The following is a 26,429-nucleotide window of genomic DNA, read 5'->3' as shown; positions in this document are numbered from 1 at the left end:
GTGGTTCCCGCACCGTTGCCTTGGAGCAAAAGTAGACAGCCATCTCACATTGGATAGCTGTTTTTCAGTGAAGCCTGGTGGCAGAACAGCATCTCGTCAGGTACAGAAAGAAAAGGAGGGGATACCCCTCCTTTTCTGTTTCCTGCAGCGTGAAGCGTGGAACTTAGTTGACCAGGCAGCCGCTGACCTGGGCGGTGGTGAAAGCACCGGTGCCGAGAGTCAGGAACGCCAGCCCCGTGCCCGGTCCGATGGTGGTTACGCTGCTATGACTGACGGTGTACGGAAACGTCAACAGATTGCGCGTGTTGGTCAGGTCCGTTCCATTGTCATTGTTGTTACCCAGCAGATACGAAATGGCCACGATCGGATAGGTGCCCGTCGGCACGATGCCACCTGGGACGTTTGGCCTGGCATAGAGTGCCGGCTTCACTAACGCAATACACGACGTGGTAGGGGGATTCACCACGCCCGGGATAGCGCTGATTGCTTCAAGGGCAGCGGTGCCATTCGTGTTGTTGGTGGTGTTGATCACTTCGTTGTAGACAATGGCCGTGCCGGCGACGGTGAGCGGGCTACCGAAGTTAGCGGTCGGGCTCGTGCTGTTCACTTTGGCAAACTGCAGGCCGGGGTTCGTCGCCAAAGCATTGGCCGTTTCCACATAGCCAAAACTGTTGGCCGTATTGCCAATGGCAGTGGCTACGGATTCGTTGCCGCTGGAACCCGTCCAGTTGGATGGCGGCGGGTTGACGAAATTGGCAACTACACTGGTGAAGGCCTGATTGGTTTCAAAGACATGGCTGCTGATGGTGCCGCAGACATTCGCCAGATGGTTGCTGAGGCTGAAGGTGGTGCCACTGCCATCCGAACGGTACTGCACGTTGATCGGATTGGCAGGAATCGAATGGCCCGCGGGCAGGGTGAATGCGCTTGCCAGTCTGGAATCGTTCCAGGTGGTGATTTGGTGGGAGAAGATGTCGCAGATCTGCGTGTCGCTGAGGTTTACTTCCGAAGAAGTCACTGTAGCGCCCGTGTTGTCCTTCAAGTTGAAGGCCATCGCCACCGCACCCGCCACGGCAGGGAATTGCGTGGGGTAGTCACCGGCATCGTGGTTGTTCTGGTAGTTGAGGTAATCACTGGCGTTCTCGGGTGAATCCGCAGCGGCAAAGTCCGGTTGAACAAGGTCCGTGCGACCGACAGCCGCCGCACCGAAACCGGTGACGGTACCAGCGCTGTTCTTCGTGCATGCATTCTGCACGTTGAATTTGACACCGTTTACGGTGGCCCCAGCGAGGATATTCTTACCCGCGCCACTACCGGTCAGACAATAGGAAACACCGGGATTACCCGAGTGGGCGATATATTGACCGAACAGCGAACCACTGCTGATGTTGGTTCCTGTTACTTGCAGTACGGTGGCAGCTTTGGCGCCGACATAACCGATCGACGGCAACGTCGCACCACCACCCGCTTGTGTGCCAGAAGCGTGCGAAAGTCCCGCCATAGCCAATGCAAGAGTGCCTGCCATCAGCTTGACGCGGATGCCCAACTTATTACGTTCGTAACTCATGCTCATGGTTTTTCCCCATTGCGCATATACCTCCGGGATTGGAGGCCAAGGCGTTTTACATGTTCGCAATGACGGGGCGATTAAGCATTGATGTCGTTGAATATGCCGATAGAATTACAATATTGATGGATTGAAATAATATTTCACGCAATATTTTCGGCATTAATATATGTGTACGTGAAATACACGAATACTTTAGTTAATTAACGGCAATTTTCAAGCATTTTCACCTTTAGCAGGCACTTTATTTTATATTTTTTTGTACTTTATGTGCGCACCATATGCATTTGCATCACATTTACGCCTTCGATGATGCGCGCCCATTTGTCGCCATTCCCGCACACGCGGGGAATGCACATGAAGCAAGGAAAGCGAAGGCGTCTTTCAACAGCGAAACGGTCAATCCGTGCTGCTCTTGAGTAAACCTGGCTGGCGTCGAATCTCAGCTGGTGGCTGCGAAATAGCGGACGCACTGGCGAGAGCATGTGTCTAACGAACGATGAAGCTTGGCCATCGCGATCAAATCAACACTTATTTCGACGTTACGTGTGCAGCTAGGCGTAAAAAAAGGGGATGCATAGCATCCCCTCCTCTTCTGCTTACTGCGGTATGAAACGTTGAACTTAGTTGACCAGGCAGCCTTTGATTTGGCTGGTGGTGAAAGCATTGGTGCCAAGGTTCAGGAACGCCAGGCCCGTGCCAGCTCCGATGGTCGTTACGTTCGACTGGGTGACGGTGTACGGGAATGCCAACAGATTCTGGGTGTTGGTCAGGTCCGTTCCATTGTCATCGGTGTTACCCAGCAGATACGAAATGGCCACGATCGGATAGGTACCCGTCGGTACGATGCCACCCGGGACGTTCGGCTTGGCATAGAGTGCCGGCTTCACCAGCGCGATGCACGATGTGGTGGGAGGATTCGTTACACCCGAGATGGAGCTGATCGCCTCGAGAGCAGCGGTGCCGTTCGTGTTATTGGTGGTGTTGATCACTTCGTTGTAGACAATGGCCGTGCCAGCGATGGTAAGCGGACTGCCGAAGTTTGCAGTCGGGCTCGTGCTGTTCACATCGGCAAACTGCAGGCCGGGGTTCGTTGCCAGAGCATTGGCCGTTTCCACATAGCCGATGCTGTTGGCCGTGCTGCTAACGGCATTCGCTACAGACGCGTTGCCGCTCGAACCCGTCCAGTTGGACGGAACCGGGTTGACGAAATTGGCGACCACGCTCGTGAAGGCCTGGTTGGTTTCAAAGACATGGCTGTTAATGGTGCCGCAGACGGTCGCCAAATGGTTGCTGAGGCTGAAGGTGGTGCCACTGCCATCCGAACGATACTGCACGTTGATCGGATTGGCGGGAATCGAATGGCCGGCGGGCAGGGTAAACGCGCTGGACACTTGGTCCCAGGTGGTGACCTGGTGGGAGAGGATCTGGCAGAGCTGCGCGTCGCTGAAGTTTGCTTCCGAAGAGGTCACCGTAGCGCCCGTGTTGTCCTTCAAGTTGAAGGCGATCGCTACCGCGCCAGCCACAGCCGGGAACTGCACCGGATATTCCACATCACTGGGGCGAGCATTTTGGTAGTTGAGGTAATCCGACGCGTTCAACGGCGAATCCGCAGCGGCGAAGTTCGGCTGGACGAGATCCGAACGATTCACGCCCGTAAGGCCGGCACCGAAGCCAGTAACGGTACCAGAGCTGTTCTTCGTGCAAGCATTCTGCACGTTGAACGTGACACCGTTTACGGTAGCTCCAGCGAGGATGTTCTTGCCCGCGCCACTACCCGTCAGGCAGTAGGAGACATTGGGGTTGCCTGTTGTCGCAATATATTGGCCGAACAGCGAACCCGTAGCGATCGTAGCGGTACTGCCCGTGCCGTCCCACACTTGCAGATTCGTGGCAGCATTGCTGCCGACATAACCGATCGACGGCAGTGTCGCGCCGCCACCCACCTGCGTGCCGGAAGCGTGCGACAACCCGGCCATCACCAACGCGAGAGCACCAGCAATGAGCTTGGTGCGGGTGTTCAACCTAATAAGTCCATAATTCATGGTTTTCCCCATGGCGCGTATACCTCCGGAATTGGAGGCCATGGCTTTTTACGCTCGCGCAATGACTGCTCAATTAAGTATTGGTGTCTTTGAATGTGCCAGTAAAATTACAATATCGACGCATTGAAATAATATTTAACGTCATATTTTTTCAATAGGAAGTTACGCGTGATGCACAGCACATTACCATGCGGTGATGGCTGTTTTTCGCTGCCACTTTCACGTTTTTTAGCCATACAATTTTCCATACTGGAAGGGGCTTTATGTATTTGCTTCCAGCATCGCATTCACTGTTTACAAGCGCCATAAATAATCAGCCAACTTTCTTTAAGGCGTCAGGGGTTTCTGGATAGAAGCACTGCGGTCAGCGGAGACTTCAATCGCTGATGCACGCCGACAAGCACTTTGTGCCTGCCATGATGCTTGCCTGTCCGCTGTCGTTTTCGCGAAAGCGGGACTCCATGTTTGCCAGCAGTCCCAGAGCAAATGGATTGACCGGCATTCGCTGTTGAAAAGTGCCTCCGCGTTCGCGGGAATGACGATCTCGCAGACGGAACATCGCAAAGATGCGTAGTCATCGGCACTGGCACGGGGATGATTCGTACGGCAGCCCGTATTCGTGCAACATGGAATACACCTCCCTGTCTAACTCATGCATGTGCGCAAGCGCTGTGAGTTCTCCCAATGTCAGCTCCATCAGCACACAGCGAATCGCACTGCGATGCCCTTCCATGCACCACGTGTTCAATATCTTCATCAGTTCGGCGAGCAAAACACCTTTCACTTTGTCCGTTGAATCGCCCATACGCTTGAGCTGTCTCTCCAACGAATAGGTGAGCCGCTTGCTGAAAGCACGTTCCGCCACATCGAGCGACGCCTGCAGTTGCTCGCGCGCGCAAGCCCTCAATAGCGATTCGGCCATGGTGTACTGACGAAAATTGGAAAGATGGATCAGTGTTTCGACAAGCGCACCCTGATTCACTGTGATTCGCCTCAATCCCTTGTCTTGGGCTGCATAGGGGAAAAACCCGGCCTTTCCCTGGGACGGATTCCGCAAGGAGGATGTTCGATTCATGTTGTGGGTCTCGAGCCGGCGCCTGCCCCGCCGGCCTTGCTGTTTTTCCAGTTCTGCGCTGGTTATGGGTATGTCGTTATTCGCTAAGTTGCCTGCGTTCGGCTTCGGTCAATGACTTTTTGCGCGCATCACTGAGGGAGCCAGCACCTAATATCTGTACGGGGCTGTTCGGGTTGTAACCGCCGCCGCCTTGAATGCTAGTGCTGCCATCGCCGAAACCGAGCACCTGCACCGAGATGATCGAGGGCTGCTTGCCGAGCGCATCGCTCTGCTGTTGCTTGGCCATGTCCTGCGCCACTTTGCTTACCGCGCCGGCAGCTGCTGCTGCGTTAGTAAGCGCGCCAACGTTCACCGTTTGCGCAACCGGCACGCCGATCTTCTGCCCCTGCACCTGGATGTTGTCGGCATTCAGTACTTGCGCCGCAGCCACCACCAAATTGCCTGAAACGCGAATGCCCGCATCGCCCGCATCAACGGTGCCGCGCGGCGCAACCAGATAGACGTTGCCCGTCGGTGCGCCAGGTATCGTCTGCAACGTAGCGATGCCGGCACCGCTGACTTCGCCTTTTGCATCGAGCAGGCAGAACGCGTCCAGATCGCACAGATAGGTAGGTGGTGGTATCACGGCCACCGTTTTCGCACCCTGCCCCGCATTGATGTCGCCGTTGGAACTCCAGATCACCATATTGCCGCCCTGTTCGGTGAAAACGCGGCTTTGTGCCAGCAGCAGGCTGCGGTCGGTGAAGATGTCCACGTTGCCCTGTTCCAAGGTGAGCACGCCCATGTTGTTGGGACCGGCGACGACCTGGCCTTGGTTGGTGATCACAGGTGGCGCATCGACACTACCGATAAGCGCCTGACCGCCCGGACCCAGGATGCTGATGTTGCCGCCTTGCTGGGTTTGAATGGTGGAACTGCGAATATCCAGATCGCCCGTATCGATCGTCTTGGCTTCGCCATTGATGCCGCCTGCGCCGCTACCGTTATTGGTGTAACCCAGCACAGCAGGGAACAGACTCTCGATCGCCGCGTAGCCTCGTGCGTACTGGTTGTAATACGGGCTGCTCGGATCGTTGTAATCCGCACCGACCTGGGCCAGAAGCTTGAAGAACTCCTGCTGCACGAACAATTCCTGCTTGTAGTAAGGCAATTGCTGGAAGGTTGCTTCCGCCTGTTGCGGTGTCAGCACGATGTGGAGCTGATCCTGCGCAAAACCGGTATCCACAGCCTGGCCGTCTTCCTGCTGCTCCATGAACGTGACCAGATCCGGCAGCAAGCTGCCGAAACCATCCACGCCGTTGGGATTGCTCAGGTACTGCGTGAGGAAGTTGCTGGTGTCGATACCCGGTGCTACACCGAACAGCACATCGACGCTGGCACCATCGTGCGGCAGATAGGGGTTGAGTGAGTTGCCGATGGTTTCGATGCCAGTTGGAAGCGAAGCGTTCTCGGAGGGATTTGCGTTGAGAAGATCGGCCTGGCTGGTGAGCGGGCCGAGATTGTGGCCGGCCTGCAATTGCAACGTACCCACACCGCTTAGCGCAATCACAGGTACTGGCTGACTATTCAGTCCGATGGGCTGAATCAAACTCAATGAAGCTGGGTTGTACTGCGTATCGTAGATGTCATGACCGGCCGCGATCCGGGTGAAGTCCGCGTCATGGGTTTGCTGGCCGACAAACGACAGATTGACGATATCTTGGCTCGCTTGGATCAGCGCCGGCTTGTCCGGCTCGATCAGCATTTCATCCATCTGGGTACCGTTAGGTGCCGCCGTGCCGTCGATGATGCTTCCGTTCAGTGCATAGATGCGTACCGGCGTATTGTCGGCATTATGCAGTCCGGCCTGATGCAATACTTTATCGATGAAGCCACCGGTGATGCTGGTATCCAGGTACTGACTCGGAGACAGGGAAATGCCGTAGTCAACAGGATCGGAACCTTGCGGATGCAAAGGCGAGGGTAATACCGTGGCTTCCGCATCGATCAGGCCAAAACCACTCGCAGCACCACTATTGGTATTAGTCGTATTTGCCAAATCGTAGTTCTGCTGCGCGAATTGAATCGAATCGCCGGCAAGCATGCTCAGATTGCCCGTAGCCGAGGGATACAGCCCCCCTCCGGTAAGGATATTGATGTTGCCGTTCAACGCGCTGAAACTGAGCGTCGAAGGCAATACACCAAGATCGTAACTGCCTCCCAGAGCGTCTCCCAGCACCTGCGTTTCCCAGGCGAGACTGCCCAACGTCAAGTTGCCCGCAGCAGTGGTCGCGTTGACCGCCGAACTGCTGCTGTAGCTTTGTTCGTCGGCACTGAGCCCACTGGGGGCCGCATAAGATGGGTCAAGGATGTCTGCGATATTCACGCCATCATGCGCACGAACGTTCCATTGCGCATCCTGCAGGGCAAGCAAGGTGGAAACAGGCGTAGTGAAACCGCCGATCGCAGCACCGTTTGCGGCATAACTTCCGTTCGGCAGCACATAACTGAAATTGGAACCGATCGTGCCATCGGCTAAAAGACTGCCCGTTCCTTTCGCGACGAAGTAACTGCCGCTAAGAATGTCGCCACCCGCGCTCACGGCAAGATTGCCACCGCCGACGGTCGTGATGGCACTACCCGCCACATTGGCGTACCACGTAGTGGGCAGTGATACCGAAAGATCGTTGATATTGCCGCCCGCCGTGACGGCGACATTGCCGCCTACGCTCATCACTCCCTGGTCGAAATTGGCGAAATTGATCGATGAACTGGTAGCGCTGTTGCCGGTTTCCATCCATGGCCACCAGAACTGGCCGATAAACGCGCCTTGCGTTCCAGTAATGTTGCCAGTGGTGTCGTAGATCTGTTCGATCCCGTTGATATTGCCACCAGCGCTGAGCAGAACGTTGCCTGCGTTAGTGGGATTCACCACACCGTTGACCAGCAGATCAGGTACGGCGCCCTCACCGGTTACGGGGGTTGCTACCGCGACACCGGTACCTGCCGTAGTGCCCGCCGCTGGTGCGCCTGCGGTATAGACCGCAGTCGGCGCGGTCGAATCCTGCCAATCGATATCGCCTGCCGCCACGATATCGATGGAACCAGTGCCGGTACGCACCACGGTGGGGAATTCCAGCGTTTTGCCGTCGCCGCCGTTAGCGGTGTACTGCACGGCGAAATGGCCGTTGAGATTGATATTACCCGCGCTGGTATTGGCCACCACGGAAAGCGGGTTGGCGCTTGCGAAATTGGCACCGGCTACAAGTTGGTAGCTGCTGCTTGATCCGCCCAGCAACGTGGCTGACGGCAGCGACACCGGATTGCCCAGGCTCGGCATGTTGGACGGCGAATTATTCGCTGCCTGAGATATCAGCAAAGCTCCGGGTACGGGCGGGGTGGGCGCATAGAAGAACTGCGAGCCGTAGGCCGTGGCAGTGGTGATGCCCGAAGCAGGAATGTAATCCAGATTCTGACCGATAACGGTGCCTAGATTGTTGGCGACGTAGTTGTAGTAGGTGTTGAATCCAGTGATGTAAGTGCTGTAATCCTGCGAATACTGTTTGTAATTGCTAGTCGCCTCCGATTGCAGAGGCGGCAGAAGAGGCGATGGTGTCTGGATCTGTGAAACCAGAAGGTTGAGGTTCTCATCGTCATTGCTGCTGTTGAAATTGCTCGTCAACCATTGTTGATAGGCTTGCTGATAAGCAGCGTAGCTGGCGCCGATCTGCGGCGCGGGTATGTTGGTCAAGTTGTAAGGGAGGAAACCCGAGGCGTCGCCCTCGTTGTAGGTATACGACCAGGTTCCCTGCTGACCCGCTCCCACTGCGTCGATGTACGACTGGTAGTTGGTGTAGTACGTCGTGGATTGACCCGGCAGCGGCGCCGTCACCGGCTGATAGAACTGGAAGCCGTTTATGTAAGAGCTGACACCTAAAGGATCTACGACTAGCTGGCTTGGATCCCAGAAATTAGCGTACCCGCCGTTCCACAAGTAGTACGCAGCACCACCTGTTGGCGTGAAATAGAATCCAGATTGAAGACTCAGACTGTCGTTTTGCAGAAAATTGATCGTGGCGAGATACAAGTTGTATTCCGTCGCATACAGCGAGCTACCTCCCCCCGACGGCTGATAAACGGGCGCCGTAAGCGTCGCTCCAACGTTCTGCTGATAGAAGCCATCCGTAACACTGGCATCGACATTTACGTTATGCAGAGCCAGCACACTAAGCGTGGGCGCGATGCCCGAGGCGGAGACGGAAGGATTGGCCCCATAGCGATACGCCAATTGGATCGTACCGTCGGCCGCGGTAACGCCAGCGCCCAGATTCCAGTTGGTAAGTACCGAGATATCGCCGCCATTGATGTTGGCATCCGGATTAACCAGTTCTATGCCGGGGCTAATCACTAGATTGGCAATGCCGGCATAGCGATTGCCGAAGCTGTAGCCCGGCTGCTCCACATAGCCCATCAAGGTACCGGGATTGCCAGCATTGCCACCCACGTAGCCGTAGAAATCCTGATGCGCGGCATTGGCCGCATCCGGAATGAAGTAATCATTGCTCAGATAGGCCTGCAGCATGGCGGCCGTGGTCGGCGCGGCCAGCGCGATGCCTGCCTCGTTGTACCAGGTGCCTGAAACCAGTTGCGGCGCACCGCCAGGGCCGGACGTATACCAGCCGGCAGGATCGATCAGGCCATCGAAATGTTGCGCGAGGTTAGTGCTGGAGTCGTCTGTGCTCCACACCGCATACGGCACGATGGTAATTTTGTTGGCGCCAGTGATCGATGTGCTGTTGGCAAAGGTAATTGGTACGTCACCATGGACCAGCAGCGGCGCGCGCAGGCTGACTACACCACCCACACCAGCAGAGCCGCCAGCGACATTGATGATGGCATTGGGCCCAAACACAATGCTGCCGGCGCTACCGGGCTGCACGTTCTCATAGCCGTATGTACTGTTGAGCGAGCCATCCGGCGTACCAACGGTACCGATGTTCACGATGCCGCCAAACTGTCCCGGCATACTGCTTGTCGCCAACAAACTGCCATTGATGGTGACGCCGTTGCGACCGTAAAGCTGGATTTCGCCGGCGGCGTTACCGGAAACATTCACCGTGCCTTCGATATCCACCACGCCAGCGTTGCCGTTGACGGCGGCGCTGCCACCATCGGCGGTGAGGTACACATCCTGTGCCACCAGGCTTTGCCCGGCGGAGAGCAATAGGTTGCCGGCACCGCTGGTGATGAAGATACCGCCGGTGGTGCCCGCATTGCGGGTCACAGACGCCAGTTGATCCAGATTCAGCGCGCCACCGCTGCTCACGCTGAAATAGCCGCCCTTGTAGCCGCTGACAGCGCCACCTTCGAAACTGCCCTCAAGGGTGGCGAGATTGTTCGCGGCGATAGTGAGGCTGCCCGCCGTACCGCCTAGTGGCGCGCCGGCAAAATTCACCACCGCGCCGGTATCCACGATCACTGAGCCCTGATTGGATATGAGCGCCAGGTCGCCACCGGCTGCATAGGTGGTAACGTCATAGAAGGTTTTGTTGACGCCGGCGGCATCGACGTTGGCGCCTCCGGCAAGAGTGAGATCGCCGCTGGTGGCGGTGAGCTTGAGCTGACCGGCCAATGCATCCACTTGCGTGCCGATACTGAGCGTACCGCCGCTGAGCATCAGCGTGCCGCCGAGACTGTTGTCGGTCAGCGCGGTGCCACTGGCGTGGTTGACGGCGAAGCTACCGGTGGTGGTCAGTGCAGTATCGGCACCGCTACCTGCCAGCAGGATCGGCGTATTGAAGTTGATGTTGGCCGCGCCGAAATTCACGCCACCGGTACCCTGGCCGGTGATGCCCTGGCTGACATTGGCAGTGACGCTGGCAAAACCCTGTGTGACGCTGCTGCCGGCGGTGAAATCCAGCTCGTTCGCGTTGAGTATCAACTGGCCCGTGCCTGCCGTTGCCGTGTCACCGCTGGTACCGACCGCGTTACCCAGGCCTAAGCTGCCCGCCTTGATGCTGACCGTGCCGCCATCGCTGACATAGGCATTGGCGTTGAGGTCCAGAGTCTGCGGCAAGTCGATGCTGACACTGCCAAGGAAGTTGATGGCGCCGCGGCTATTCAGCGTGACCTGGCTGGCATTGTTGAACAAGCTCAACGTACCGGAGCCGATCACCAGACCGCCGGTGCTGGCGCCGGCCAATGCACCGCTACCTACGAAACTGATCTGGTTGGCGGTGGCCTGGATGTTTTGCGCGGTGAATACCGCGTTCGGATCGACGCTGGTGGCGCCGGTGGTATCCATGGTCAGCGAACTACCACCCTGCACAGTGGCACCGGCATCGATAATGAGATTGCCGAGCGTGGTGCCGGACACATCGTAGCGAGTGATCGGGGCAAGGCCATTCTGCGAAACGCGCAGCAGCGCGCCGTTGCCGCTGATCGCGGCATTGCCACCACTGACTGCATTGCTGCCGAACAACAGTGATGTGCTGTTGGGCGTGCCTGTGCCGGTAGCGGCCAGATAGCTGCCCGACTGCAGCACGACGCCTTGCGCACCAGGATCGCCGTTGCCGTTGGCAACCAGCAGGATCTCCTGCCCTTGCAGAGGATCGGCGCTGTCGTTGGAGAGCACAACGCTGTCGGCGATGCTGGTGATCTGGTAGCCGTTGCTGGTGAGCTGGCGACTGCCGCCTAGCAGCAAGCTGCCCGCGCCCAGTGCGGTGAGCTGATCGGCAGAGATCTGCAGATAACCCACCAGCGGAGTGGAATCGGCACCCACTACCTGGATCGCTTGCGCCGCGATATCCACCAGACCAGGGCGTCCACCGGTGGCAGGCGCGTTGTCCAAACTGGCGCCTAATTGCAATTGCTGAGTGGCACTCAGCACCAGATGGCCGCCATCGGCAGGCAACAAGGGCGCGACCGTACCATTGCTGGTGGCCTGGGCCGTGAAATAGCTGTCCGCGTTGGTGAACCGGTCCTGCGAATACTGCTGCCAGACCGGGGCCGACTGCACCAGGAAGGTGGTGGTGGTGGATTGGTGCGCACCATCGAGGGCGTTGGCAAAATAACCCGTGATGCTGAGCGTGCCATCGGGCAGCACAGCGTTTTGCCCAAGTGCGATGTTCTGCGAGCTGGTGTCCTGCACCACGCGATAGGCACCTGGCAGAGTCGCGTAGCCAGCCGGCAGCAAGGTGTAGTAACCAGCAGGCAGGCCGGCGACGCCGGATAGATAGATCGATTGACCCAGGCCCGGGCCAGCCCCGGCGCCCGCAGCGCTGGTCATAGCCGCATCCTGCGCGCTGACCGGCGCGGTATAACCGGGCAGGATGGCGTAAATAGCACGGCCATCGGTGTACTGCGGTACCTGCGTGCCCGTGGTGCTGTTGGCGTAACTGGTTTCGTATTGAGTAAGCACGTTGACAGTGCCACCCGTGCCAGGCACCCATTCCGATGCCTGCAAGGTGCCGCCGCCGCGGATATCGATAGTGGCGCCGCTGTCCAGCGACACGTTATTTCCAGCTATGGTGATGGACTTGGACGGTGGCGCGGTCAGAGGCGAAACGGCAAAGCTCGAATAAGGAGCGCCGGCATAGTTCCATTCCAGGCCATCAGTCGTGCTGCCATAGGGAACCGTTTCGCCGTCTAGCGAAACTGAGGTAAGACTGCCGGTGCCGAGCGTGGCGCTTTGCGTAGTGACCAAATTCAAAGCGGCACCCACACCGCTGAGGCCGAAAGCGCTCGCCGTGGCGCTGGGGTTCTGCACACCGATGATGAGATCGCCGGAAGGCACCCACACCGAGCCGTCCTGCACGATATTGTCGGCATCCAGCAACAGGCCCCCGCCCGCCGACAACGGCGCGCTGGCGTTGCCATTGCCCAGGATTGTGAGCGTGGTGCTGAGCGCCTGGCCTTGGGCGTTCTTCAGACCCGAAGGATTGGCATCGATCGCGAAGTAATAGTTGGTGACTGGGTAGAGCTCGGTCGCCTGCAGCGTGATATTGCCGGTGCTGAACAGCAGCCCAGGGGTCATGCTGCCGCTGCTGCCATACTCGAGGTCTGTTGGTTCGTAGAAACGGATGGCGTTGCTGGCGGTGAAGCTGGTGCTGGCCCAACCCTGCAGATTGATCAAGCCGCCAAGGTCCATGAAATCAGCGTTGATATTCAGCGCGCCGCTACCAGCTACCGGGCTCCCTTGCCCCGTCGCATAACCCACGCCCCCAGTGATCTCCACATAGGGTGCGCTTATCTGCACCGTGCCATCACCCATGTTGTAGGCGATAGTGCTGACGTTGGACAGGTCTTTGCTGCCGGCGGGCAAAGCCGTAAACGTGTTTGCATACGCCGCGAAGCGCTTGCCTAATGAAAGATTGATATTGCCGGCAAAGCCGATCGGTAAAGGGTTGTAGTTGTTGTTGGTATTGATAGCACTGCTGATCGAAACATCGGGACCAAGGACAAGGCTAGTGATGCCCGAGCCATTCAGTCGATCCAGCGCGAAATACAGTACGCCCGTAGCACTGTTTGCCGCCGAGTTACTTCCCGGCTGCAGGCTGGAGCTCGGCAGCAGCAGGCCGGATTGCTGCAATACGATGGCGGTGGACTTGGGGGCATAAACATTGTTGGCCGGACTCATGCCCGTGATTTGCAAACTACCGCCTTCACCCTGTGAGCTACCCGCCTGCGCCAACAGACTGCCGTCCGCGTACAGGCCTGCTGCTGCGCCCAGCACGATGGAGCCAGCGTCGCTCCATACCGGGGTAAGCGTATAGCCAGTTTCGGTACCGTCGAGCACGCCATTTGTCTTAGGCAAGTCGTACACATCGGAGCTGCCCGATACATCGATCATGCTGCCCTGCTCGGTAAGCACATAGCCTTCGGCAGAAGTCAGGCTCACGCTGCCGCCGTTCAACACCACGCCGGTGCGCGGGTTATAGCGCGTAGTCAGGCCTTGGCTCAGGCTCTCGCCAGGCACCGCCGCCGCCAAAGGATTGACCAGGGACACACCGGCGGCATTCAGAACCGCCTGAGAACCAAGCCACACCTCCGGCACGCTGGGGATGGCGACGGCATTCACAGGCGTAGTGGTGACACTGATGGTCCCGCCAGGCGCATCAATCGTGCCGTCTACGATGGTGGACTGCGTGCCTGCCAGCGTGATGTTGGCGCCTGCGTCGGCAGTAATCGCCGCTCCCGTGCCCAACGTCAAGGAGCCCGTGACGCCGGGATACGTTGTCGGACCCACTGCAGGAGCTAACGGGTTTGCGGGCCACCCCAGGTACAGGCCAGCACTCAATGAGAAGCCGGGACCATTCGCACCACGGGAGATATAACGCAGGTAAGGCGCCAGCTGTCCCACGCTTGCATAGGCGCTACTGGTTAGCGGACTCTCACCATAGATGTCTGTGCCTGTAGGTGCATCCAAGAGTGCAGTGACATTCGGAAGCAAATTGTCACGGCTGATCTGCACGACCGCGCCTGGCGCAATATTGGCGTCCGTGAATGAAGTAAGCGCGTAATTGTCAAAACCTTGGCCCGCGAAGAAAGAGGGCGACAAGTACAAGCCATTGTTCAACGCCAGATCACTTGCGCTGCCGCCAATCTGGATGTCGATCGCCTGCAAGGTAAGCGTACCGCCACCACTGAAGCCGTACGCACGCAAGCTACCATCCAGCACAAGCTTGCCCTGTCCGAGGGCAGAAGGCGCGATCTGATTTCGGTTACTGAATGTAAACAAGCCCTGATTCGCATAGTCGATCAGGCTTATGCTGCCTCCGCTGCCATTCGGTATCCCATTACTCAATTGCAACTGCCCGTTGCTGTTGACGTAGCCGCCGCTCGATGCATCCAGCAAGCTGCCGGATTGCAATACGATCGAACCCGTTTCATCAGTCGTCGCACCGCTGTAACCCTGAACGCTAGCCTGATTTGCAATCAAGCTAATGGTTCCGCCATTGATGTAGCGATCGCCGATGTAATTGTCTGCGGAAGCACCAGCGTCGTTTACCCACAATCCGCGCGTGCTCAACACCGCGCCGCTATGGATGGTGATGTTTTCGTGCTGCACAGCCCCCGTCAGACTGGTCGGGTCGGGAAAATCACCATCGCCTGATGCCGTCAAGGTAATCGCACCGGACGGCGCGCTGAGTTCACCGAAGATATTGATGGCGTTTGCCGTAAGCTGGATCGAACCGCCGGGCTTCACACCGAGCACAGCGCCGGCTTGCTCTAGAATCTCGCCACCATTCGGCAGAGTGGAACTCATGTTGACCGCACTGAACCCACCTTGCTGCACCAGGTTGGTCGAAACCGGCACCCAGCGCGACAGATCATATGGGCTGGTGCCGGTGGGATCGTTGGCATTGAGCACGCTAGACCAAGTCGTATCGGCCTGGAAACTGGGGTCAAGCTGTTCGAGTGGCGATACCGATTGTTGCAACAAGATGCTGGGTGCAAGCGACATGCCCGCCGCGTTCGCCGCACCGCTCACGCTGATATCCAGCGTGCCGCCATTAGGTTGAGTGCCCTGCGTCACCTGGTTGCGACCGGCAAACGCTTGCGCGTTGATCTGACCATCCAGCACCAGGGCCTGGCCTGTGGCGATGTTGAGCGTGCCGGCATTGCCGCCAACGGCAAAACCACTGTCCCAACGCGTAGTGCCGGCTAGCAACGGATTGCTGTAATTGGTGGTGACGCCCCAGCGGTTGTCGACCACCTCGTAATCGCCTGCAAAGCCGACATAAGTAACGTTGGGGTCGGCATCGGCGATGTTGTAGATACGGCCGTTGGAAGCCATCAAGTTGGGTGTGGTGATCCAGCCAGGTTGGTAGGCGATATAGCCACCACCCAGATTCAGTTGCGCACCGCTACGCACGATGACCTGATTGCCGTTGAGATTGATGCTGCCGCCGTTGGTCATCATCTGATCGATGGTGCGCGGCACATCATCTACATAACCGGAAACATTGAGGATGGGGCTACCCACCCATGCGAGGCCATTGGCCATAACACCGCTTTGGGTGCTGTCGACCACTACATTCTTCTGCCTATACAGAAAGCTGTTGCGCAACAGCGGCGAATTCGCCAGTTCGTTCTGGCCGATGCGCGGAATCGTCACCAGTAAGACTGATATGGGAAGCCCAACGTCGGCCAGGCCCGAAACATCGATCACTGCGCCGTTGTCGACGTAAAGGCGGCCGGCCAGCGGATTGGTGTAGACATTAGTGCTGTAATTACTGAAATAAGCATTGATGCTGAGATTGGCGTTGGGCGCTTCCAGCAACGAGCCGAACTGGAAGTTGACGGTTTCGCCACTGAGAATGAGGCTACTGGTCTCGAAAGCTGCAGTAGCTGCGGCGGTGGATGTGGTGGTCGCACCATCCTCTTCCGGCAGCACGGTGGTAACGGAATCGGGGCCGAGCACCAGAATGCCACCGCGTCCATAGTTTGTGCCGCCGATCCATCCATCCTGCGCATTCAGAACGATGCTGCCCGGATAACTGATGCTGGTTGAGGCCAGGGCCACGCCATCTTGTGTGACGTTGTAGCCATCCATCTCCACTTCGCCCCGGCGCGATTGCAGCAAGCCCGTATTGGCGGCGGTGCCGCCGACTCCCGCATTCACCACCGACAACGGCTGCGTGGCAGAGCCTGCACTTGCGTTGTCGATTTGCGTGCTCGCCGCCAGGATCACCTGCCCCTGGTCATCCACGATTCTGCCGGCGTTGGCGACATTGGGTGCGGCCAGCAGCACGAAGCCTTGCGTGCCGCCAACGATGGAGGCACCGCTCTGCACCACCACATCGTGATTCTTGCCATCGGTAAACGCGCCGTTGACTAAGACCGGCAAATTGGCGCTGCCGGAGGCAATGCCGCCGCTAAGGAACGCGCTATTGCTTGCATTCACATCGCTACTGAAAAGATCCAGCGAACTGGCCATCAGCGACTGCGTATTCACTTGGCTACCCGCGCCGAACAAGATGCCGTTGTGATTGAGCAGATACACCGTGCCTTCGGCCTTGATTTGGCCGAAGATCTGACTGGGCACGCCGCTTGGATCAATGACGCGATTGAGCGCGATCCAATTGTTGTTGCTGCCGTTGGTCTGATTGCCGCCGCTTTGATTGAAGTACAGCGTGGTGTTGCGACCGACGTTGAAACTGTTCCAAGTGAGGATGGCTTTTTGTGCGGTCTGCTTCACTTGGACGGTGGTCTGTCCGTTCGACGTGGTTTGCGTAGGCAGGTTTGCGTTCTGCCATAGCGATGGATTGCTGGAGACACCCGACGCGACAACCAGGCCACCCGATGTAAGGCCATTCGGTACTGGCGATGTCTGTTGTTGCGCAGCTTGCTGTGCCGATTGCTGTGCGGCGATCTGCGCAGCAACAGCTTGTGCCGCGCGATTTAAGTTGGCGAGCGACTGCTGTACTTGTTGTTGCTGCAATAACTGCTGCGGCGTCTGAGCGGCAACACCGGTAAGCGCCGATGAATTTCCACCGGTGGCCTGTGTAGCGGGACGATTCGCTGCCTGCTGCGACAGCCACGCTGAACTTAGTGCCTGCGGGCCGCCGGCATGCGTCGGCATAGCGGCCATCGCCAGTACAGAGGCAATGGCATAGGCCAGGGGATGTCTGGCCGCAGTTGCACGCATGGAACGGGAACGTTTGCCTGAACCGACCGGTGTGATCACGAAGCTCTTCCCCTGAACGTTTTTCGCCTGGCCTTCGGTTAAGTAGACCGCTGCGTGGATGACGGACTGAACCGTGTCATCAAAATTTCATGGGGAATGTCGCGGGGTCTTCACGCGAAGGAAATGTTTTCCGTAGGCTGGGGTGCAAACCCCAACATCCTTATGTATCGGGCATGGTGATGTTGGGGTGTGCACCCCAACTTACGGACTACGGGTGGATGGGCACACCCAGCAATGGTGGCGCAGCTGGCGGCGCTGGGCGCTGCGGTATCACCGACTTGCCCAGACTGTTGCCCATTTGATGACTGAATGCCGAAAAGTTGAATTGCCCGACTTGCTGATTGCTGGGCGCGTGCGCCACAGCGTCGAGCTGAACCTGTGGTTCTGATGCCAAATGAGTGGTCGACGCCAGACGCTGATTCAAGCAGGCATATGACAATGCCGGCCGATCATTGACGCTGACGTCGACGCAAGAAGGCGAAGTCGTTTGCGCGCACGCCATCGCCTGCACCATCACGGCTGCAGATGCCAGGCACCACGTACCCAGCAACACTATTGGCGATTGCATCGCGCGCATGACTTCATTGCCTAATCACTGCTGCGTGCCGCCCGATGCGCCGCCGCCGGCAGGAACCGGTTCCAGATTGAATGAAATAGTCGAGATCTTGGCATCCAGCCCTTGCACGACCAGTGGCGTGAGATCGTTACCCATGTTGCCGCCCAGCACCGCGTTGCGGTCCAGCAGCAGGCCGCAGCTCTTGCTGCGATAGGTGTCGGTAATCACCGGCTGCGCATACTGCGCAATCTGCCCCATCGCCTTGACGCGCGTGGCTTCCAACTGCCGGGCACGCTGATTCTGGTCCGTCTGCACTTTCTGCATGCGCTGAGAAAGCGCTTGTTCGCGCGTTTGGCGTTGATCGGCAGAAAGCGAAGCCGCCTGCGCGCGGTAAGCCTGGACGTCGGCGTCGATCGGCTTGCGCTCCGTATCGATCTCGCTCTGTGCCTGATCGGCAAGTTGCTTCAGGCGCGCGGACGCGGCCTTGCCGACCTTGGCGTTGGCGAAGATCGCTTCACGCGACAGCAGGCAGACGCCGGATACCACGGGACCGCCGAGCGGCGGGTTGGTATCGCTGGACTGGGCCAACGCGGCGGTACCCGGAACGATGGCCAGAACAAGGGCGGCTAGAGCTAACGGCGTGCGATCAATGCGCATAATGGAGTCCTTCAGTGGTGGAAAAGACTTCAAGCTACGCCAATTGCGCATTGATTGCAGCAAGTTGGCAACACTCCCTCCCCCTTCGGGTAGAGGGCCGGGGTGAGGGGCCAATCTTGCCTCATGCCCGTTCATGCCAGACCACAAAAATCTCAGGCCGCTTCGATAGAAGTTTCCGGCAAGCCTTGCCCCCTCACCCTAACCCTCTCCCCAAAGGGGAGAGGGAATAAAAGTTATGGCTTCTTGGACGGTGTGGCGCGCGGATCGTACCGCTGCTCATACAGACGATCGCCATACGCCTGCGCCGCATTTTCCAGCTTCGCCCGCTCCGAGGCTGCGAACGGCTGACGGCTGGCGATCACGCGGCCAATGCTCATATGACTATATGCATCCAGTATCTCGTTGCCGATCTGATAGAGCTGCTGATTCTTGGCGGTGCAGGTGGCGACCTGCGTCTGTGCTTCGTGCAGCTGCCCGGCAAGATCATTGCCATGTTGTTCCTGCGTGTGCTCGTTGGCGTTGGCGTCAGCCACCGTTTTTTGCAGGCGCTGTACTTCTGACTCGGCCTGTTCGCGGGCAGCGCGTTCGGAAGCCAGGGCCGCCGTGTCCTGCGTTGAAGCAGAGCGATGCTTGCCTAATTCGGCCTTGGCAGCATCCGCCTCCTTGCGCGCCGCGTCGCGCTCCTGTTCAAGCTTGGTTTTCTCCGCCTGCCATTGCGCCTGCTGACCTTGAAGGTCCTGCAACTGGCTGCGCGCATCGGCGAGCTGCGAGCGCAGTTGCTGCTCCAACGTTTGTGCATGCAGACTCGTGATCAACGCGAGATAGAGCAAGATGGCGATCGCTGCGCGTTTCATCGTTCACCTCAGAATTTCGTGCTTATTTCGAACTGCACCACGTCGATGTTGAACGGCGGGCCGTACACCACCTTGGCGCCGTAGTAACGCGCGGACAACCATGTGCGTGGCGCGATCCCGTAGTCGGCAGTAAGGATGAAACCCTTGGCATTGGTGCCGCCGAGGTGGAAGTTCTGGTCGGTGAGACCATCGAGCATCGCGTCGGGCTGAAGATACTTGTAGCCCAGGGCAATGTTCCATTCGTTCAATGCCATCGGTTGCGGCGTGCCGATGATGCCGCGCAACAGCCAACCCACCGGGCCGCTCTTGTACGGACCATTCGATCCGTTGCTGCTACCTTGGTAGTTGTTCACCGGCACGCCCAGGCCATTCGGATAGCGATCGAATGCACTGCGCATGTGGTAGGCCATGTTGCGCTCGTACTCCGCCTGAATCTCGATCGGCGTTTCACCCACCTTGAAGTCAAGCTTATTGACCATGTCGGCGATGTGATAGTTGTACGCCAAGCCCACGAACTGCGGCTGCGCATAGTTGTTCGGCGAGCCCGGATAAGGAAGGATGTCGCGTAGCAGGAATACCGTGTTACCCCACTGCATGTAATCGGGAGCGGTGTTATCCGTGCTGCAGTAGTTGGTAAGGCCGTTATTGACCTGGCATGGCGCGGAAAGCTGGCCTTGCATGCGGTTGAAGAAGTAGTAGGCCAACCCGGCTTTCCATTGCACATCCTCAGCCAACTTCCATGTGAAGCCCAACTGCGTGGCCCACATCCACTTGTCGCCGACACCGTATTTCGCATCACCAAAAGCCTGCGTAGGCGCGTTGTTGCTGGTGTACTGGATCGGAATCGCGCCTGCGGTAACGAAGCCTTTTACGTCATCGGTGAACGGGAACTCGCCATGGCCAACCACGCCATCGAAATTGAGTTCGGGCGAGAAAATAAGATCGGTCTGCAGGAACGGCGTAGGCATGCGGCCGGCCGTAACCGAGTAATACTGATTGGGCTGCCAGCGCACCCAGGCCTGATCCAGCCACAGGTTCTTCTTGACCAGGCCACCGCCCAGCGTCTGCGTGGTGGATACCGGATTGTTGTCGTTACCGGAGCCAATGCGCACGCCCGCGGTAACGGTATCGCCCAGCTTCACCTTGATACCGATATGCGCCTGCAAACGCAGCATGTTCAGGCGATTCTGGGTGGAGTTGAGGATCGGCGGGTTCACGCCCTGGGTGATGGTGTTGAGGTCATACGGACCGGTCTGGTTGAGCGCGGCGTAGTTGATGAAGTCGGGCGAGTTTTTGCGGCTGTAGTACCAGGATTCGTCGCGTACACGCACGTCGCCGTACCAACTGATGCGATCCAACCATTCCGGCAACGCGTTCGGTTCGGCCCAGTGTTCGGACTTGGCCTGCGCAATCACTTCCTGCTTCACCTGCTCGCGAATCTCGTTGCGCACACTTTGTGGAACGTACACCGCGCGTACGTCGCCCGGTTGTGCGCCATCTGTTGGTGCAGCGGTGGCGGCAGTTGCTTGGCGCGCCTGTACGGCTTCATCGTTGGCTTGCTTGATCAAGCCGTCGGCTTCGCCTTGCGTGATCAATCCTTTCTTCACCATCAGGCGAATCAGGTTGATGGTGGCGTTGGTCGAAGGTGCTGTGTCTTGCGCATACGCGCCAACAGCAGGTACACCTAGCAAAAGGCCGATGGCGATGCACAACATGCTCTTGCGAGCACGCCACCCAGCGCGGCTCCCTCTCCCCTCCGGGGAGAGGGTTGGGGTGAAGGGACGCACTGGCCTCACACTTTCGCAAGTGCGGCCCCTACCCCTTTCCCCTTGGGGAAAGGGAAAGGAGAGAATGTGCTCTCCGGAGGGGAGAGGGGACGTGTCCATCGCACCGTGCGGGCTTGCTGGGGACTTCATTGCGTTCTCCATAAAAAAGTTTCTTGAAACTTCATCCAGGTCGATAGCCGCGCATCGCAACGCGCACCGGCATGCTCAACGTCGGCGGTGGTGGCGTATCGATGCGCACGCCACGCAATACTTCGAGCAATGCGCTGTCGGTCTTGTCGACACCGCTGGGTTTGATCAGCTGTACGCGCGTTACGCCACCATCAGGCGACAGCCACAAATTCACGCGTACCTCGAACACCAGGCGGCGCGTGCGGTCGTCGCGCTGAATCGCTTCCTGCAGCGCGTAGCTCAGGTATTGCTCATAAGAGGAACCGCCGACGCCTGTGCCGCCACCGCTGCCCACCATGCCGCCGCCTTCGCCCGCGCCGATGTTGAAAGCGTCGTTGCCGGCCTGTGCGGGACCATTGATGGTGATTTGCTTGGCGACATCCGGTGCTTTTGGTGCTTGCACGGGTTTCAGCGGTTCCGCCGGTTTTGGTACGTCCTGCTTGGTTTCCTCCACCTTCTTCGGCTCCGGCGGCTTTTCCTTCGGTGGCGGAGGCGGAGGGGGCAATGGTGTGATGGTGGCGATGCGCGGCGCCGAGCGGCGCACGCCTACTTCATGGCTCGCCAGCATCCATACCAGCCATGCCGCGGCAAGCAACAGCACAAGGGCGACGATGCGTCCGCGCCATCGACGCCATGCTGTCTGCTCTGGGTAACCGGACTCTGACATCGCCAAGTTCTCAGCTCGCTTGCTTGCCGGTCACGAGACCGACCTGCGTAAGTTCGAGACGGCGCAGCAGGTCGAGTACGTCGACAACCTTCTGATACTGCACGTTGGAGTCGCCCTTCACGATCACCGGAAAGTCGGGCGTGAGCGCTTTCTGTTCGCGCAACCGTTGCTCCAGTTCGCCCATGGTCACTGGAAAGGCGTCGAGGAAAACCTGCCCCGTATCGGAAACCGTAATCGCCTTCGTTTGCGGCTTGGCCAGACTCACCGACGCGCTGGCCTTGGGCAGATTCACCTTGATGCCCTGCACCGCCGCGGTGGTCATGATGATGAAGATCACCAGCAGCACGTACGCCAGATCGAGCATCGGCGTGATGTTGATGTCGTCGTACGGTTTGTCTTCGTCATGGGCTCGCATGGCGCTCTCCTCAGCTCTCTACTGTGGAAAGATCGGCAGCGCGATGCAGCTCGGCCAGACGCGTGACGAATTCGTCGACGAACACCTGCATGTTCGCGGTAACAGCCTTGTTGCGCGTCAACAGGTAGTTGTAACCAAACAGTGCGGGGATCGCGACGGCCAGGCCAGCCACGGTGGCAAGCAACGCGGCGGAAATGCCCGGCGCAATCGCATTGATGTTCACGTCGCCTGCGGCGGCGATGGCGGCGAAGGTAATCATCACGCCGACGACGGTGCCGAGCAGGCCGAGGAACGGGCCACCCGAAATTGCGATGGTAAGCATCACCATCGAACGCGACAGCGCCTGGTTCTCGCGCACCAGGGTGGAATCCATCACGGCGCGGATCGCTTCAATGGACTCGCTGGCGATCACCAGTCGACCGTCTTCATCGCGGCGGCGCCACACTTCCTTGGCCCCGGTTTCGTACAGCCGGTACAGCGACGAACCGGACAACTCCTGCTTCATGGCCGGCGCGACATGGTTGCCGGAAAGGCCCAACAGATTGCTGCCGAGCTCGCGATAGCGATGCAGGAAGCGCTCGTTCGCATTCGTCACTTGCGACACGTAGCTGCCACGCTGCCACATCACCAGCCACGAGATGATCGCCATGATCGCCAGCAATGCGATCACCACCCATGCATCCACCGTGACCGATTTGACGATGATGCCGAAATAGCCGAAGCCGAAGCCCGATTTCTTTTCGTCTTCGCCGTAGGCCGTGAGTTTGGATTCCGCACCTTGCGTCAACAAGTCGGCCGTGATCGCAGCGGCGGGACGCGCCACGCGCGACAGGCGCAGCTCGTCCATCTGTCCCACGAAGGCGGCGAACGGTACCGGCGTGGCACCCGCGCTCGCTGCGTCGCCACCCACCGTTGCGGTGCCGCTCAATGCAGGTAATGCAGCGGCGAGATTCGCGTAGGGCTGACCATTGACGTACAGCACGATCTGACCATTGCCGGCCGTCACCGCCAGATGTGTCCATTGACCCGCTTTCAGTGGCGTGCCCGCGCTCGTGCGCTGCGGTGCACTGCCACCATCCACTTCCGCGAATGGCGCACCACTGTCGATACCGATCAAGAGTGCCTTGCCGTCCTGGCGATGGCCGTAAAGCAATGTCGCAGTAGTTGGCAGCGCATCCAGCTTGATCCACGCGCTGAAGGTGAAGCTGCCGCCTTCCTTGATATCGAGCGAAGAACTCACCGGCAGCGTGATTACGGTGGAACCGTCGAAGCGCGCCGCGTTGCCGGCAATGCCGCCATCCACGATGCGCAGCGCACCGCTCGCCGCGTTGTTGCCGTAGGCCGTCGCATCCTTCGGCGGCTGGCCACTCTGTTCGTCGAAGTGATACACCAAGGTGTAATCCGCATCGAACGTGGCTGCGCCGCTGCTCAGCGCGGGCGCCTTGCTGTTGCCGTAATACATCCAGATCGTCTGCTGGCCGTTGCTCGGCAGATCCGTTACGTCGAGCCAGATCTGCGCTACGCCCATCACCGGATCGAAGTTTTCGATCTGGTAATTCAGCGGCGTTTTGCCATCCGGACCGACGAAGCGCAGATCGGATCCCGTCTTGGCGACGCCGTCGAACTGGAAGTTGCCCGGATGCAAGCGGATCAGCAGCGGCATGCGCCCCACTGGCTGCGTCAGGTTGCCACCCTTGGGCGTGGTATCCAACGTGATGGGTTTGCGATACGACCAGTCGTCGTTCCACCACGAGGCTTCGCCGGCCATGCTCAATCTTGGCGCCAGCAACAGACACAATGTGCAGAGAAGAATGAAGTACCGCATGGTCGTTGAGCCTCTATCCGAAGTGATCTGGAGCCTGTTTAGGGCCCTAAAGTCCCGCTTTCACGCTGAAAAGCAGATGTCCGTCGTGCGCCCTGGTCTGCACGCCATCCCGCAACGGATAGGCGTACTCGAGATCGCCATTCACGTAATGGAAAACCGTAAACGACGTGCCGACGCCGGTGCTGAGCAAGGTGAAGCGCCCGCGCTGTTCGGCGAGCGGATCGATCAACATCAGGCGCGCGCTGTCGACGAAAATGTGGAAGCGCCAGTCGTTGGCGAACGATCCAACCCATGAATGAATCGAAGGCGTGCGCAGCTCCACCGAAGCGATCGCACCGTTGTCCGCTGTTTCTTCCGCCGACAGATAGCCGCGTACGCTGCTCATGCCGCCAGCCGCGAACTGTTCGCTGGAAATCAGTGGTTGCGTGCTGGCCTGCGCGCTGGCGCGCGTTGCAACGGCGAAGTCGCCGGCGAAGCTGTGGGCGTAGTTGAGGTCTAGACGCAGGTCGGCAAAGTTGTCGCGCGCGTTGTAGCGCTGGTTGTCGAACGCCTGGTTGCTGCTGCCGACACCGCGCCAGCCAAAATTGCCGGTAAACGTGAACCCAAGGGTGGATTTTTCGCCGGTGCGCTGCCCGGTGTAAGACGCCGAAAGCGGGTAATACGTAAGCGGCGCCTGCAGCGTCTGCCCACCGAGCTGGATGTTTTGCTCGAAGTGTTTGCGACTGATGCCAAACGACACCATCTGCGTGTAGTCGCCACCCAGCACGGGCAATTGCTTCGTCGCTTGCAGGCTTACCGCATTGCCCTTGCCCAGCACGGTCGTACCGCCCAGTGTGTTGGCATTGCTGTTGGATTTGTAGGCTGAGCCGAGCAGGCTCCAATCCGTATTCAAAGGTGCCAGATACGACAGCGCATAAACTTCGGTGGCGTGCCGATCCTGCGGTGCCACGATATACGTGGCGGAAATCGTGTGTCCCAACTGCCACAGGTTGTCATAGCGAACAGAGGCGATGGTGCGCAGATCCGGCGTATAGGCACTGTGGTCGTTGTTGACCTCCACGCTGCCGTGCAACGGATAGGTGTCGTCGACCTTGAGCGTAACGTCCATTGTCTGCGGCATGCTGCCCGGACTCAGCAGCGGAACGACCTGCCGCCCCGGTTGTTTATTGAGATCGGTGAGTTCTTTCTGCACCTGGTTGAAGTCGGGCACGGTACCTTGCGCGAGCGAAGGCACCGCATCGCGGATTTCCTGCGGCGAGTGATACTTCGCCCCTTCCACGCGCAGACGGCCGATGCTGTTTTCGGTGACCTGCAGCAGGATCACGCCGTTCTTCACCTGCTGTGGCGGAATTTCCACCACCACGGATTGATAGCCCTTGGACTGATACAACTTTTGCAGGGCATCGCGCGCAGCGTGCACATCGTTCATGCTGCGCCCAGGCCCCAGATAAGGCTCCATGGAGCCTTCGATGTCTACCGGCTGCAGCTTGGTGTTGCCGCGCACGAGGTATTCGTTGATCTGAAAGTTGGCCGGCGCGGACGAAGGTGCCGGCGCTGTCGAATTTTGCGTTTGCGCCGCAAGCGGAAACGCCATCGCCAAGCTGATCAGTACCGCCAAAGGACACACCAAACGCGCCGGAATATCCCCTCCATGTCGCATGTTCATTCGCCGCCTCGTGCCTGCGTCGTTTGATCGGCCGTCGATTGATTGGCATGGGGTTGATCGGCATGGGGCCGTTGATGCACTCCCCATCGATGCCACGAAGCTAACGCGCCGCGGGTAACCGAATCACGACAGTGGCGTGTCGGCTCCGCAACACACGGCAAGCACGTCCCCCTGCCACGTCCATGTGGCACTCGCAGTCCTTGCAGACGATGTCTCTTTTGCCTGATCACGCAATGCGCATCCTGATCGCGGCGGCTTTTGGCCGTCCATTTGCAAGAGTCGAAAAATTCCCGCACGCGAGCGCCTAGCGCTGCGCGTGACGCAAAAAATTGAAAAGGCATCCCTGCCTGTCCACAACATCCCTGCTCGAATAGACCGGCTTCTCAGTTCGGGACTGAACCTTGTCACGAAAAATTCATGGATCGAGCGTAGACAAGGGTTTTCGACATGCGTGTGTCATGTGTCTGGACACACAAC

The 26,429-nt window shown here is 58.6% G+C and carries 12 protein-coding genes; all 12 read right to left on the bottom strand.

The features are described 5' to 3' along the window. Positions 1 to 163: 163 nt before the first annotated feature. Complete coding sequence (locus QQJ86_RS02115) at positions 164 to 1,573, bottom strand: substrate-binding domain-containing protein (RefSeq protein WP_284319245.1); 1,410 nt, start codon at positions 1,571 to 1,573, stop codon at positions 164 to 166. Between the two features lie 617 nt (positions 1,574 to 2,190). Further along, positions 2,191 to 3,612: a substrate-binding domain-containing protein gene (locus tag QQJ86_RS02110; protein WP_284319244.1), complete on the bottom strand. Its 1,422-nt coding sequence runs from the start codon at positions 3,610 to 3,612 to the stop codon at positions 2,191 to 2,193. 574 nt (positions 3,613 to 4,186) lie between these two features. Next, positions 4,187 to 4,594 (bottom strand): hypothetical protein, encoded by a 408-nt coding sequence (locus QQJ86_RS02105; RefSeq protein ID WP_284319243.1) that lies wholly within the window; start codon positions 4,592 to 4,594, stop codon positions 4,187 to 4,189. A gap of 169 nt (positions 4,595 to 4,763) precedes the next feature. Continuing rightward, positions 4,764 to 17,318, bottom strand: coding sequence for a filamentous haemagglutinin family protein (locus QQJ86_RS02100; RefSeq protein WP_284319242.1), 12,555 nt, complete (start codon positions 17,316 to 17,318; stop codon positions 4,764 to 4,766). Positions 17,319 to 17,565: 247 nt separating this feature from the next. Continuing rightward, a complete protein-coding gene (locus QQJ86_RS02095; protein ID WP_284319241.1) occupies positions 17,566 to 17,934 on the bottom strand; it encodes a hypothetical protein in 369 nt (122 codons plus the stop codon). A 15-nt stretch (positions 17,935 to 17,949) separates the two neighbouring features. Continuing rightward, entirely contained in the window at positions 17,950 to 18,570 is a 621-nt protein-coding gene (locus QQJ86_RS02090; RefSeq protein WP_284319240.1) for an OmpH/Skp family outer membrane protein, read from the bottom strand. A 233-nt stretch (positions 18,571 to 18,803) separates the two neighbouring features. Beyond that, the gene (locus tag QQJ86_RS02085; RefSeq protein WP_284319239.1) at positions 18,804 to 19,424 is read right to left on the bottom strand and encodes a hypothetical protein; all 621 of its coding nucleotides are present in this window, start codon (positions 19,422 to 19,424) and stop codon (positions 18,804 to 18,806) included. An 8-nt stretch (positions 19,425 to 19,432) separates the two neighbouring features. After that, positions 19,433 to 21,139 (bottom strand): putative porin, encoded by a 1,707-nt coding sequence (locus tag QQJ86_RS02080; RefSeq protein ID WP_284319238.1) that lies wholly within the window; start codon positions 21,137 to 21,139, stop codon positions 19,433 to 19,435. Positions 21,140 to 21,371: 232 nt separating this feature from the next. Further along, positions 21,372 to 22,046, bottom strand: a complete 675-nt coding sequence (locus QQJ86_RS02075) for an energy transducer TonB family protein (protein WP_284319237.1) — start codon at positions 22,044 to 22,046, stop codon at positions 21,372 to 21,374. A gap of 10 nt (positions 22,047 to 22,056) precedes the next feature. Then, positions 22,057 to 22,461 carry an ExbD/TolR family protein gene (locus QQJ86_RS02070; RefSeq protein ID WP_284319236.1) on the bottom strand — a complete coding sequence of 135 codons (405 nt, stop codon included), beginning with the start codon at positions 22,459 to 22,461 and terminating at the stop codon, positions 22,057 to 22,059. A 10-nt stretch (positions 22,462 to 22,471) separates the two neighbouring features. Further along, positions 22,472 to 24,229, bottom strand: coding sequence for a DUF2341 domain-containing protein (locus tag QQJ86_RS02065; RefSeq protein ID WP_284319235.1), 1,758 nt, complete (start codon positions 24,227 to 24,229; stop codon positions 22,472 to 22,474). 103 nt (positions 24,230 to 24,332) lie between these two features. Then, on the bottom strand, positions 24,333 to 25,952 hold the full coding sequence (locus QQJ86_RS02060) for a ShlB/FhaC/HecB family hemolysin secretion/activation protein (protein ID WP_284319234.1): 1,620 nt from the start codon (positions 25,950 to 25,952) through the stop codon (positions 24,333 to 24,335). Between the last annotated feature and the right edge of the window lie 477 nt (positions 25,953 to 26,429).

The sequence above is a fragment of the Dyella acidisoli genome (genome assembly GCF_030160295.1).
GTDB lineage: Bacteria > Pseudomonadota > Gammaproteobacteria > Xanthomonadales > Rhodanobacteraceae > Dyella_B > Dyella_B acidisoli.
Note: the sequence above shows the minus strand (reverse complement) of the source record. Positions and strands in the feature narration are given on the sequence as shown.